Origin of the sequence: Streptomyces sp. NPDC086777 (assembly GCF_040702065.1) — a bacterium.
GTDB lineage: Bacteria > Actinomycetota > Actinomycetes > Streptomycetales > Streptomycetaceae > Streptomyces.
Genome location: NZ_JBFBJI010000001.1, coordinates 540,868 through 554,273, shown reverse-complemented (window position 1 = coordinate 554,273; position 13,406 = coordinate 540,868). Strand labels below are relative to the sequence as shown.

At 70.5% G+C, this 13,406-nt stretch carries 9 protein-coding genes; 8 read left to right on the top strand and 1 reads right to left on the bottom strand.

Annotation, left to right across the window (positions count from 1 at the left end; all coding sequences use genetic code 11):
- Window positions 1-34 precede the first annotated feature (34 nt).
- From tig to clpX, 4 genes are all read left to right on the top strand, one after another.
- The gene (tig, locus tag AB0472_RS02465; protein ID WP_366352634.1) at window positions 35-1,429 is read left to right on the top strand and encodes a trigger factor; all 1,395 of its coding nucleotides are present in this window, start codon (window positions 35-37) and stop codon (window positions 1,427-1,429) included.
- A 477-nt stretch (window positions 1,430-1,906) separates the two neighbouring features.
- Window positions 1,907-2,512: an ATP-dependent Clp protease proteolytic subunit gene (locus AB0472_RS02460; RefSeq protein ID WP_093503033.1), complete on the top strand. Its 606-nt coding sequence runs from the start codon at window positions 1,907-1,909 to the stop codon at window positions 2,510-2,512.
- Between the two features lie 73 nt (window positions 2,513-2,585).
- Complete coding sequence (locus AB0472_RS02455; RefSeq protein WP_366352632.1) at window positions 2,586-3,251, top strand: ATP-dependent Clp protease proteolytic subunit; 666 nt, start codon at window positions 2,586-2,588, stop codon at window positions 3,249-3,251.
- A 202-nt stretch (window positions 3,252-3,453) separates the two neighbouring features.
- On the top strand, window positions 3,454-4,740 hold the full coding sequence (gene clpX, locus AB0472_RS02450; protein ID WP_093503035.1) for an ATP-dependent Clp protease ATP-binding subunit ClpX: 1,287 nt from the start codon (window positions 3,454-3,456) through the stop codon (window positions 4,738-4,740).
- Between the two features lie 144 nt (window positions 4,741-4,884).
- On the opposite strand, the gene AB0472_RS02445 is transcribed toward clpX, so the two are convergent.
- Entirely contained in the window at window positions 4,885-5,862 is a 978-nt protein-coding gene (locus tag AB0472_RS02445) for a hypothetical protein (RefSeq protein ID WP_366352630.1), read from the bottom strand.
- 137 nt (window positions 5,863-5,999) lie between these two features.
- Here AB0472_RS02445 and AB0472_RS02440 point away from each other — a divergent pair, with 137 nt between their 5' ends.
- The 4 genes from AB0472_RS02440 (at window position 6,000) to AB0472_RS02425 (ending at window position 13,171) form a co-directional block, all read left to right on the top strand.
- Window positions 6,000-8,630, top strand: a complete 2,631-nt coding sequence (locus AB0472_RS02440; RefSeq protein ID WP_366352628.1) for a valine--tRNA ligase — start codon at window positions 6,000-6,002, stop codon at window positions 8,628-8,630.
- A 152-nt stretch (window positions 8,631-8,782) separates the two neighbouring features.
- Entirely contained in the window at window positions 8,783-11,281 is a 2,499-nt protein-coding gene (locus AB0472_RS02435) for a SpoIIE family protein phosphatase (RefSeq protein WP_366352627.1), read from the top strand.
- Window positions 11,282-11,354: 73 nt separating this feature from the next.
- Window positions 11,355-12,812, top strand: coding sequence for a folylpolyglutamate synthase/dihydrofolate synthase family protein (locus tag AB0472_RS02430; RefSeq protein WP_366352717.1), 1,458 nt, complete (start codon window positions 11,355-11,357; stop codon window positions 12,810-12,812).
- Window positions 12,813-12,814: 2 nt separating this feature from the next.
- Window positions 12,815-13,171 (top strand): DUF4233 domain-containing protein, encoded by a 357-nt coding sequence (locus AB0472_RS02425; RefSeq protein WP_366352625.1) that lies wholly within the window; start codon window positions 12,815-12,817, stop codon window positions 13,169-13,171.
- Window positions 13,172-13,406 lie beyond the last annotated feature (235 nt).

Below are 13,406 nucleotides of genomic sequence, written 5' to 3'. Positions count from 1 at the left end.
GAACCCGAGAAGTCAGCCACAAGGAGACCGAACCGTGAAGAGCGCCGTGGAGACCCTGAACCCGACCCGGGTTCGGCTCACTGTCGAGGTGCCCTTCGAGGAGCTCAAGGACAGCCTCGACGCGGCGTACAAGAAGATCAACCAGCAGGTCACGGTGAAGGGCTTCCGCAAGGGCAAGATCCCGGCCCGCGTCATCGACCAGCGGTTCGGCCGCGGAGCGGTGCTTGAGGAGGCCGTCAACGACGCGCTTCCGAAGTTCTACACCGAAGCGGTCAACGAGGCCGAGCTGAACCCGCTGGGCCAGCCCGAGGTCGACATCACCGAGCTGAAGGACGGCGAGACGCTGAACTTCACCGCCGAGGTCGACGTCCGCCCGGCCCTGGAGATCCCGGACTACTCCGGCATCGAGGTCGAGGTCGACGCCGTCGAGGTGACGGACGAGGACGTGGAGAAGTCCGTGGAGCAGCTCCGCGAGCGCTTCGCCTCCACCTCCCCGGTCGAGCGGGCCGCCGAGGACGGCGACGTCGTCACCATCGACCTGGAGGCCAAGGTCGACGGCGAGGTCCTGGAGGACGGCATCGCCAGCGGTGTCTCCTACACCATCGGCTCCGGCGAGCTGCTCGACGGCATCGACGACGCCGTGAAGGGCCTGGAGGCCGGTGGCGAGGCCACCTTCACCTCCGAGCTCAAGGGCGGCTCCGCGGCCGGCCGCGAGGCCGAGGTCACCGTCAAGGTGAGCCAGGTCGCCGCCCGCGAACTGCCCGAGCTGGACGACGAGTTCGCGCAGCTCGCCTCCGAGTTCGACACCCTCGACGAGCTCAAGGCCGACAGCCGCAAGCGCCTCGCCGACATGAAGACGTACGACCAGGCCACGCAGGCCCAGGAGCGCGTCCTGGAGAAGCTCCTGGAGCTCGTCGAGGTGCCCGTCCCCGAGAAGCTGCTCGAGGACGAGATCAACACCCGCAAGCACAACCTGGAGCACCACCAGCTCGGCCAGATGGGTCTCGACCTCGAGAAGTACCTCGAGATCCAGGGCAAGACCGCCGAGGAGTTCGAGGCCGAGACCAAGGAAGCCGCGGTCAAGGGCATCAAGACCCAGTTCGTCCTCGACGAGCTGGTCAAGGTCGAGAAGCTGAACGTCAACCAGGAGGAGCTCACCGAGCACCTCATGCGGCGCGCGGCCTCCTCCGGCATGTCCCCCGACCAGTTCGCCCAGGCCGTCGTCGAGGGCGGCCAGGTCCCGCTCCTGGTCGGCGAGGTCGCCCGCGGCAAGGCCCTGGCCGTCGTGGTCGAGGCCGCCACGGTGAAGGACACCAACGGCGAGATCGTCGACCTCGACGACGAGGACGAGGACGAGGCCGCGACGGAGGCCCCTGAGGCCGCCGCCGAGGCCGCCGACGCCCCCGCCGAGGAGAAGACCGAGGGCTGAGCCCCACGGCGCCCGTAACGGCACACAGGGGCCCCTGGGACCATCCCGGGGGCCCCTGTGGCATCTCCCTGGACTGCAGCGCGCCCCAAAGGTGCGCTGGGGGCACCCCCGGCCGAAGGCCGGGGGAGGAACTGCGCGAGCAACCACGACGCACCCGTACGCGCCCACGCACCCGTACGCGCCCACGCACCCGTACGCGCCCACGCACCCGTACGCGCCCACGCACCCCTACGCGCCCACACCCGCACCGCCACGGCGCGTTGCCGTCGGCCCACCGGCGCAGCCGCTACGCCCCCGGCGAACAGCCCTGTTACCGGGATTCCCCGAAGGGACCATCGCGTTAGGGTCCATGAGTACGAGGGCAAGGGGACCGGAGTCCGGCAGGACTGCAGCCCCCGGCCAAGCCCCCGGCCAGGGAAACGTGAGACGGCCCAACGCCGTCGTACATGACGAGCAGGTGGATACGTGACGAATCTGATGCCCTCCGCCGCCGGCGAGCCTTCCATCGGTGGTGGCCTCGGTGACCAGGTCTACAACCGGCTGCTCGGCGAGCGGATCATCTTCCTGGGTCAGCAGGTGGACGACGACATCGCGAACAAGATCACCGCGCAGCTGTTGCTGCTCGCGGCCGATCCCGGCAAGGACATCTACCTCTACATCAACAGCCCCGGTGGCTCGGTGACCGCCGGCATGGCGATCTACGACACCATGCAGTACATCCCGAACGACGTGGTGACCATCGCGATGGGCATGGCGGCCTCGATGGGCCAGTTCCTGCTCACCGGCGGCGCCGCCGGCAAGCGCTTCGCGCTGCCGCACGCCGACATCATGATGCACCAGGGCTCCGCGGGCCTCGGCGGTACGGTCTCGGACATCAAGATCCAGGCCGAGTACCTGCTGCGCACCAAGAAGCGCATGTCCGAGCTGACCGCGCAGCACTCCGGCCAGACCGTCGAGGCGATCATCCGCGACGGCGACCGCGACCGCTGGTTCACCCCGGAAGAGGCCAAGGAGTACGGTCTCATTGACGAGATCATCACGCATGCCTCCGGTGTTCCGGGAGGCGGTGGCACCGGCGCCTGAGACCAGGCCCGGCCACGCCACGCTCCGCCGAGACTCCAGCCCCCCGAACGCCACCAGGACGGTGAACACCCTCATGAGCAACATCCCCGGCACGGCTGACGCCCGCTACGACGGGCCCCGGCCCGACGCCCGCTACGTCATCCCGCGCTTCGTCGAGCGCACCTCCCAGGGCATCCGCGAGTACGACCCGTACGCGAAGCTCTTCGAGGAGCGCGTGATCTTCCTCGGCGTCCAGATCGACGACGCCTCCGCCAACGACGTCATGGCGCAGCTGCTGTGCCTGGAGTCGATGGACCCGGACCGGGACATCTCGATCTACATCAACAGCCCCGGCGGCGACATGACCGCCCTCACGGCGATCTACGACACGATGCAGTTCGTGAAGCCCGACATCCAGACGGTCTGCATGGGCCAGGCGGCCTCCGCCGCGGCCATCCTGCTGGCCGCAGGCACGCCCGGCAAGCGCATGGCGCTGCCGAACTCCCGCGTGCTGATCCACCAGCCGGCCGGTTCCACCGGCCGTGGCCAGCTCTCCGACCTGGAGATCATCGCCAAGGAGTTCACGCGCATGCGTGACCAGCTGGAGACCATGCTGGCCAAGCACTCCAACCGGCCGATCGAGCAGGTCCGCGAGGACATCGAGCGCGACAAGATCCTCACGGCCGAGGAAGCGCTCGACTACGGCATCGTGGACCAGATCATCTCCACCCGGAAGATGAACAACACCGACGTCCGCTGACGCAGGCCGTCGGCAGAGAATGTGTTCTCTGCCGCTCTTGGCACGGTTCGACCGCGCGCACCGCACGGTGCACGTCAAAGTGAACCGTGCCAAGGGGGGCCCGTACGAGGGGCCCGGCAAGGTACCGTCGACATAAGGCAGCACCAGGAGCCGCTGGATTCGAGAGAGTCCAGGCGTCTCCCAGGCGAAGGGGAAGCACACCGTGGCACGCATCGGTGACGGCGGCGATCTGCTCAAGTGCTCGTTCTGCGGCAAGAGCCAGAAGCAGGTCAAGAAGCTCATCGCAGGGCCCGGTGTGTACATCTGCGACGAGTGCATCGATCTCTGCAACGAGATCATCGAGGAGGAGCTCGCCGAGACGAGCGAGGTGCGTTGGGAGGAACTCCCCAAGCCCCGTGAGATCTACGAGTTCCTGGAGGGCTACGTGGTGGGCCAGGAGCCCGCCAAGAAGGCCCTCTCGGTCGCGGTGTACAACCACTACAAGCGCGTTCAGGCGGGGGAGAACGGCGGCGCCCAGGGCCGCGACGACGCCATCGAGTTGGCGAAGTCCAACATCCTCCTGCTGGGCCCCACCGGCTCCGGCAAGACGCTCCTCGCGCAGACCCTGGCCCGCATGCTGAACGTCCCGTTCGCGATCGCCGACGCCACCGCGCTGACGGAGGCCGGCTACGTGGGCGAGGACGTGGAGAACATCCTCCTCAAGCTGATCCAGGCCGCCGACTACGACGTCAAGAAGGCCGAGACCGGGATCATCTACATCGACGAGATCGACAAGGTCGCGCGGAAGAGTGAAAATCCGTCGATCACGCGGGACGTCTCCGGCGAGGGCGTGCAGCAGGCCCTGCTGAAGATCCTGGAGGGCACCACGGCGTCGGTCCCGCCGCAGGGCGGCCGCAAGCACCCGCACCAGGAGTTCATCCAGATCGACACGACGAACGTACTGTTCATCGTGGGCGGTGCGTTCGCCGGCCTGGAGAAGATCATCGAGTCCCGGGCGGGCGCCAAGGGCATCGGCTTCGGCGCTACCATCCGCTCCAAGCGCGAACTGCAGTCCAAGGACCAGTTCGAGGACGTCATGCCCGAGGACCTGGTCAAGTTCGGCATGATCCCGGAGTTCATCGGCCGGCTCCCCGTCATCACGAGCGTGCACAACCTCGACCGGGAAGCCCTCCTCCAGATCCTGATCGAGCCGCGCAACGCGCTGGTCAAGCAGTACCAGCGCCTCTTCGAACTCGACGGCGTGGAGCTGGACTTCGAGCGCGAGGCCCTGGAGGCCATCGCCGACCAGGCGATCCTCCGCCAGACCGGCGCCCGCGGCCTGCGCGCCATCATGGAAGAGGTCCTCATGTCGGTGATGTACGAGGTCCCGTCCCGCAAGGACGTGGCCCGCGTCGTCATCACCGCCGACGTCGTCCACTCCAACGTCAACCCGACCCTGATCCCGCGCGACGCGCGCGGGCGGGGCGCGGGGGAGCAGAAGTCGGCGTAACCCCCGTACGGCGAACGACGGAAGGGGCCCCGGTCGAGTGTGACCGGGGCCCCTTCCGTCGTCGTACGCCGGGCCTGCGCCGCGCCTGCGCCGCGCCTGCGCCGGGCCTGCGCCGGAGCAGGCCCGGAGCCCGGCGTGGAGTCGCTAGAGCTTGACGCGGACGTCGTTCCGCAGTTTGGCCGTGGTCTCCGCGTTGCCCGAGATCAGGCTGTCGTCGCTCCCCGACAGATTCGCGTAGCTGAACGCCGTGACGAGGGCGACCGTGCTGTGGTCGCCCCAGATGCACATGGGCGTCTTGAGTGTCGTCGGCTCGCCGGCGGAGGCACCGGAACTGTTGTCGATCTGCACCAGCTGGCACTTCATGATGCCGTTGGCGAAGCCCGCGGGGCTGACCGTCTCGGGGCTCCCGACCAGCTTGCTCTTGTCCGTCGAACCGCTCTTCTCGGACTCGGACTTGACCTTGGCGAACATGGCGTCGACGACGGCCTCCGGGTCGTCGATCGTCCCGTACACCCCGGCGAAGGAGAGGCTCTTCGTCGTCAGACCCGAGCCGCTCCCGTATCCGGCGCTGACGGACTTCGGGTTCTTCACGCCCATCTTCTCGAAGTCCGAGACGTCCGAGTCGGTCAGCCCGCCCGAGCTGTCGGCGCTGTCCGACTTCTTGTACGTCCCGTCGACGACCGTCGCGGGCGTCGTCAGCTTGTGCGCGCCGTCGTCCTTGATGCCGTCGCCGGCGCGGCCCCCGGCGAGCACGAAGTACGCGCCCACCGCGACGGCGGCGACCACCGCCACCGCCCCGACGATCAGCCCCGTCCTCTTCTTCCCGCCCCCCGGAACCGGCGGCTGCGGAACGCCGTACGGGGGCTGGCCGTACGGGGGCTGCTGGCCGTACGGATTCGGCTGCGGGGGAACGCCCTGCTGCGGTTGGCCGTAGCCCGGCTGCGGCGGCTGCTGCCCGTAGGGCCCCGGCTGCGGCGGGGCCCCCGGGGGAGCCTGCTGCGGATAGCCGTAGCCGGGCTGCGGCGCCTGCGGCGGCCCGCCGTACGGACCCGGCTGCTGCCCGTACGGTCCCGGCTGCTGGGGCGGCGGCGCGCCGTACGGGCCCGGCTGGTTGTAGCTCATCTCTGGGTTCCCCTCCAGATGCTTATGTGTTCCTGACATCCTGGCGCAGGCACGGGGGACCCATGGCGCGGGGGTGCCCACCGTTACGGAACAAACGCGTTTCGGGACAGCCCTGAGACACCTCTAAACTGGGCCGCGTGACCGAGAATCCTCAGCAGCAGCCCACAGCGCCCAGCACCGAACTGCCGACCCAGTACGCGCCGGCCGACGTAGAGGGGCCGCTGTACGAGCGCTGGGTAGAGCGCGGTTACTTCGCGGCCGACGCCAAGAGCGACAAGCCCGCGTACACCATCGTCATCCCGCCGCCCAACGTCACCGGCTCCCTGCACCTTGGCCACGCCTTCCAGCACACGCTGATGGACGCGCTGACCCGCCGCAAGCGCATGCAGGGCTTCGAGTCGCTGTGGCTGCCCGGCATGGACCACGCCGGCATCGCCACCCAGAACAAGGTCGAGCAGCAGCTCGCCGAGGAGGGCAAGTCCCGCCACGACCTGGGCCGCGAGGAGTTCGTCGAGCGGGTCTGGCAGTGGAAGGAAGAGTACGGCGGCAAGATCCTCGGCCAGATGCGCCGCCTCGGCGACGGCGTCGACTGGGACCGCGAGCGCTTCACCATGGACGAGGGCCTGTCCAAGGCCGTCCAGACCATCTTCAAGAAGCTCTACGACGACGAGCTGATCTACCGCGCCGAGCGCATCATCAACTGGTGCCCGCGCTGCCTGACGGCCATCTCGGACATCGAGGTGGAGTACCAGGAGGACGACGGCGAGCTGGTCTCCATCAAGTACGGCGAGGGCGACGAGACGCTGGTCGTCGCCACCACCCGTGCGGAGACGATGCTCGGCGACACCGCGGTCGCCGTCCACCCGGAGGACGAGCGGTACAGGCACCTCGTCGGCAAGCGCATCAAGCTCCCGCTGACGGACCGTACGATCCCCGTCGTCGCCGACACGCACGTCGACCCCGAGTTCGGCACGGGTGCCGTCAAGGTCACCCCGGCCCACGACCCGAACGACTTCGCGATCGGCCAGCGGCACGGCCTGGAGTCCATCACCGTCATGGACGAGCGGGCGGTCATCACCGTCCACGGCCCGTTCCAGGGCCTGGACCGCTTCGAGGCGCGTTCCGCGATCGTCGCGGCGCTGCGCTCGCAGGGCCGGATCGTCGCCGAGAAGCGGCCCTACGTCCACAGCGTCGGCCACTGCTCGCGCTGCAAGACCACCATCGAGCCGCGGCTGTCCATGCAGTGGTGGGTCAAGGTCGGCCCGCTGGCGAAGGCCGCCGGTGACGCGGTCCGCGACGGCCGGGTGAAGATCCACCCCGAGGACATGTCGAAGCGGTACTTCGACTGGGTCGACAACATGCACGACTGGTGCATCTCGCGCCAGCTGTGGTGGGGCCACCGCATCCCGGTCTGGTACGGCCCCGCCGGCGAGGTCGTCTGCGTCGGCCCCGACGAGCAGCCGCCCGGCACCGAGGCGGAGGGCTGGAAGCAGGACACCGACGTCCTCGACACCTGGTTCTCGTCCGGCCTGTGGCCCTTCTCCACCCTCGGCTGGCCCGAACAGACCGCGGACCTGCGCAAGTTCTACCCGACCGACGTCCTGCTCACCGGCCACGACATCATCTTCTTCTGGGTCGCCCGGATGATGATGTTCGGCCTCAACGCCATGGACGGCGAGGTCCCCTTCCGGACCATCGCGCTGACCGGTCTGGTCCGTGACGAGCGCGGCAAGAAGATGTCGAAGTCCTTCGGCAACGTCGTCGACCCGCTGGACTGGATGGACAAGTACGGCTCCGACGCCGTCCGTTTCACCCTGGCCCGCGGCGCCAACCCCGGCACTGACGTCCCGATCGGCGAGGACTGGGTCCAGGCCTCCCGCAACTTCGCCAACAAGATCTGGAACGCGACCCGCTTCGCCCTGATGAACGGCGCCACCGTCGAGGGCCCGCTCCCGGACCCGGCCGAGATGTCGGCGACGGACCGCTGGATCCTCTCCCGCCTGGGCGAGACGGTCGCCGAAGTCGACGCGTTCTACGACGACTTCCAGTTCGCCAAGCTGTCCGACTCCCTCTTCCACTTCGCGTGGGACGAGGTCTTCGACTGGTACGTCGAGCTGTCCAAGACGACGTTCCAGGCGGGCGGCCGCAGCGCCGAGGTCTCCCGGCGCGTCCTGGGCGAGGTCCTGGACGTGACCCTGAAGCTGCTGCACCCGGTCGTCCCCTTCGTCACGGACACCCTGTGGACGACGCTGACCGGCGGCGAGTCGGTCGTCATCGCCGACTGGCCGGCCGACAGCGGCTTCCGGGACGAGGCGGCCGAGCGGGAGATCGAGACCCTCCAGTCGGTCATCACCGAGGTCCGCCGCTTCCGTGCCGACCAGGGCCTGCAGCCCGGCCAGCGGGTCCCGGCCCGCCTCACCCTCGACGGCACGGCCCTCGTCCCGCACGAGGCGGCCATCCGCCAGCTGCTGCGCCTGCAGCCCGAGGGCGACGCCTTCGCGGCGACGGCGACGCTCCCGGTGGCCGGCGCCACGGTCGCCCTCGACCTCTCCGGCACCATCGACGTGGCCGCCGAGCGCAAGCGCCTCGCGAAGGACCTCGCGGCCGCCGAGAAGGAGAAGGCACAGGCGACGGGCAAGCTCGGCAACGAGGCGTTCCTGGCGAAGGCCCCGGACAACGTGGTGGAGAAGATCCGCACCCGGCTCGCCAAGGCCGAGGAGGACATCGCCCGCATCCAGGCCCAGCTGGACCGCCTCCCGGAGGCGTAGCCCAGGCGCGTTCCCCGCAGGCGTCCGGCGGTCCCCTCCCACGGGGCCGCCGGACGCCACAAAGCGCCGACCAGCCACCGCCCTACAATCCAGAAGTAGGAACATGACCGTAATGTTCCTTTTTGGTGCCATGCGGTGGAGGGAACGCCCACATGCAGCACAGGGGCCGAACGAGAACACCTCCGCGCCGGGGACTGGTCCCCCTGGCGGCGGGCGCGGGCGGCCTGCTCGCCGTGCTCATCGGCCTCGTCTTCCTGATGCTGGTCCTGGCGATCGCCGACGCCCAGCACTCCCTGCTCTCCGCGCGCAGCGGCCGGCCCGCCCTGACCCAGGTCGGCATGGTCCAGGGCGCCCTCTTCGACATGGAGGGCGGCCAGCGCAGCTACGTCATCACCCGCGAGGACACGTTCCTCGAACCCTGGCGGGTCGCCCGGGCCGCGTTCCCCGCGCAGGCACAGCGGCTCGTGGACGTCAGCACGTCCCCCGCCCAGCGGCAGCTCGCCCAGCAGATCCAGCGGTCCGGCCAGTCCTTCGTCGACGACTACTCGGTCCCGCTCGTGGCCGAGGCCCGGCGCGGCGATCCCGACGCGAGCAGCACGGCACGGACCATGGAGGGCAAGCAGCGGCTCGACGCACTCCGGTCCCAGTTCTCCCACTACGTCCGCGCCGAGCGCGCCGCGATCAACCAGCGCGAGAGCGCGCTGGAGGCCCGGATGCGCATGCTCACGATCTCCGCCTCGGTCGGCGTCGGCGCGGCGGTCCTCCTGATCGTCGCCTACGGCGCCTATGTGACCCGGGTGATCGTCTGGCCGGTGCGCAGGATGGCCGGCTTCGCGACCCGGCTCGCCGCCGGGGACATGGCCGCCCGGGTGCCGCCGTCCGGCCGCCGCGAGATCGGGCAGCTGGAGACGGCGTTCAACACCATGGCGAGCTCGCTGGAGAAGAGCCACCGGCGCCTGCGGCTGCTCTACGACGCCGGCACCGCCGTCGGCAACACCCTGGACGTGGGGCGGACCGCCGACGAGCTGGTGCGGGTGGCCGTCCCGCGCTTCGCCGACTTCGTCACCGTCGACCTGGAGGAGTCCGTCCTGCACGGCGGCGAGCCGACGGCCGCCGAGACCGTCCTGCGGCGCGTCGCCCGGGGCGGTGTCCGCGACGACTCCCCGCTGGATTCCACCGGTGCCCTGATCGCCGTGGACCCGCCGCCCGGCGCCACCCGCCACACCGCCGCCGCCCCGGCCCTCATGGCCGACCTCCGGGTCACCCGTACCGCGAGCTTTCCCGACGCGCGGCGCACCGAACAGCTCCTCGACTACGGCATGCGCTCGCTGATCACCGCACCGCTGTCGGCCCAGGGCGTCCTGATGGGGGTGATCGTCTTCTGGCGCACCCGGGACTCCCCGCCGTTCGAGGAGGACGACCTGTCCGACGCCGAGGAACTCGCCGCGAAGGCCGCCACCGCCATCGACAACGCGCGCCGCTACGCCAGGGAGCGCGAGACCGCGCTGGCACTGCAGCGCAGCCTGCTCCCGCACGGCCTGCCGGACTGCCCGAGCGTCGACTTCGCCTACCGCTACCTGCCCACCGGCACCCGGGCCGGCGTCGGCGGCGACTGGCTCGACGTGATCCCGTTGTCGGGCACCCGGGTGGCCCTGGTCGTCGGTGACGTCGTCGGCCACGGCATCCAGGCCTCCGCCACCATGGGCCGGCTGCGCACGGCGGTCCGCACCCTCGCGGACGTCGACCTGCCCCCCGACGAACTCCTCACCCACCTCGACGACCTGGTCCTGCACCTCGACGACGGCGCCGGGGAACAGGCCGGCGAGGTGGGTTCGACCTGCCTGTACGCCGTCTACGACCCGGTCTCGCGGCACTGCTCGCTGGCCAGCGCGGGCCACCCGCTGCCCTTCGTGATCACCCCCCAGGGGTCGGTGGAGCCGGCGCCCGGCCAGGCCGGCCCGCCGCTCGGGCTCGGCGGGCTGGCGTTCGAGACCACCGACCTGGACCTCGCCGAGGGCTCCGTCCTCGCCCTGTTCAGCAACGGCCTGGTGCTCTCCCGCAGCCTGGACATGGGCCACGGCCTGGACCGGCTGCGCCGCGCGCTCATCCCGGCCGGGGAGGGGGAGTCGCTGGAGGCGGCCTGCGACCGGGTGGTGGCCACGCTGCGCACCGCCGAACCCGCCGACGACGTCGCCCTGCTGCTCGCCCGCACCCGCGCCCTGCCCTGTGACCAGGTCGCCGCCTGGGAGGTGGCCGCCGATCCCGAGCAGGTGGCGGGGGCCCGGACCCTGGCCACCGGCCAGCTCGCCGCCTGGAAGCTGGACGAGCTGTCCTTCACCACCGAACTGGTGGTCAGCGAGCTCGTCACGAACGCCGTCCGCTACGGCGGCGACCCGATCCAGCTGCGGCTCATCCGCGACACCACGATGCTGATCTGCGAGGTCTCCGACGGCAGCAGCACCGCCCCGCACCTGCGGCGGGCCCGGGTCTTCGACGAGGGCGGCCGCGGCCTGCTGCTGGTGGCCCAGCTCACCCAGCGGTGGGGGACCAGGCAGACCTCCGCGGGCAAGACGATCTGGTGCGAGCAGGCGCTGCCGGTGCCCGACGCGTCGACGCGCGCGCCGGGCTCCGTAGACTGGTGCCGTGAGTGATCTGCCCCCGCGCGACCCCCATGAGAGCTTCGACGGCGACTTCGAGGACGGCTCCGAGGACGGCTTCGACGAGATCGTCGCGGCCGAGACGGAACGCGACCCCGATCTCGCGGTGATCGAGGCAGGCAGCCGGACCCTGCGCACCGGGGGCGGCCCGCAGCAGGCCGACGTCCCGGGCCGCCCCGAGGACCCCGAGGTCGACCGGGCCCTGCGCGAGGTGGAGGCGGAGCTCGCCACCCGCTGGGGCGAGACCAAGCTGGAGCCTTCGGTCACCAGGATCGCCGCCCTCATGGACGTGCTGGGCGAGCCGCAGCGCTCGTACCCCTCGATCCACATCACCGGCACCAACGGCAAGACCTCCACCGCCCGCATGATCGAGGCCCTGCTCGGCGCCTTCGAACTCCGTACCGGCCGCTACACCAGCCCGCACGTGCAGTCGATCACCGAGCGCATCAGCCTCGACGGCGCCCCGGTCTCCGCCGAGCGGTTCATCGAGACGTACAGCGACATCAAGCCCTACGTCGAGATGGTCGACGCGCAGCAGGAGTATCGACTCTCCTTCTTCGAGGTCCTCACCGCCATGGCGTACGCGGCGTTCGCGGACGCCCCCGTGGACGTCGCCGTCGTCGAGGTCGGCATGGGCGGCTCCTGGGACGCCACGAACGTCATCGACGGGGACGTGGCCGTCGTCACCCCCATCGACCTCGACCACACCGACCGGCTCGGGGAGACCACCGCCGAGATCGCCGGCGAGAAGTCCGGCATCATCAAGCAGGACGCCACCGTGATCCTGGCCCAGCAGCCGGTCGACGCGGCGCAGGTGCTCCTCAAGAAGGCCGTCGAGGTGGACGCCACCGTCGCCCGTGAGGGCCTCGAGTTCGGCGTCGTCGCCCGCCAGGTCGCCGTCGGCGGCCAGCTGCTCACGCTGCGCGGCCTCGGTGGCGAGTACGACGAGGTCTACCTCCCGCTGCACGGCCCCTACCAGGCCCACAACGCGGCCGTCGCGCTGGCGGCGGTGGAGGCGTTCTTCGGCGTCGGCGCCCAGCGTCCCGAGCGCCTCGACATCGACACGGTCCGCAAGGCCTTCGCGGCGGTCTCCTCCCCGGGCCGTCTCGAAGTCGTACGGCGCTCTCCCACCGTCGTCCTCGACGCCGCCCACAACCCGGCCGGCGCCCGCGCCACCGCCGAGGCCGTCGGCGAGGCCTTCGACTTCAGCCGGCTGATCGGCGTGGTCGGGGCCAGCGGCGACAAGAACGTCCGCGGCCTGCTGGAGGCCTTCGAGCCGATCTTCGCCGAGGTCGTGGTCACCCAGAACTCCAGCCACCGCGCGATGGACGCGGACGAGCTGGCCGCGATCGCCGTCGAGGTGTTCGGCGAGGACCGCGTCCAGGTCGAGCCACGGCTTCCCGACGCCCTGGAGGCCGCGATCACGCTGGCCGAGGAGGAGGGCGAGTTCGCGGGCGGCGGCGTCCTGGTCACCGGCTCCGTCATCACCGTCGGCGAGGCCCGACTGCTCCTCGGGAGGGCCTGACCATGCGCACGCTCTGTTCCTCGACCCTGATCGGCGAGTTCTTCGTCATCGGCTTCGCCGCCCTGGTCGCCATGAAGGACCCCGGCCTCTCCACCTCCACGGTGTGGCTGGTCAGCGGCATCGCCATGTTCCTGTGCCTGGCCCTGTGCGGCGTCATCACCCGCCCCGGCGGCGTCGCCCTCGGCTGGACCCTGCAGATCGCCCTGGTCGCGTCCGGGGTCTACGTCCCGACCATGTACTTCATGGGCGCGATCTTCGCGGGCCTGTGGTGGGCCTCCGTCCACTACGGAAGGAAGATCGACGAGGCCAAGGCCCGTTTCGCGGCCCACCCCACGCAGAACACCCCGACGGGCGCCTGAGCGCCCGGCAACAGCCGACACCGCGCCTCAGCCGTCCGGCCGCACGGTCCCGCATGCCGGTCAGCACCCCACCCCGTCCCGTCGGGCGTGCAGGTACGAACACCGGCCTGCACCACGACTCGGCCCGTCCGGTGCCCGACAGGTGAAGCGGGCGCTTCTTGCCCCTCGGCCCGTCGGGTGTGTGAAGGCGAAGGCCGGCCGGTTGCACGGATCGGCCCGTCGGGCGTTCGAGGAC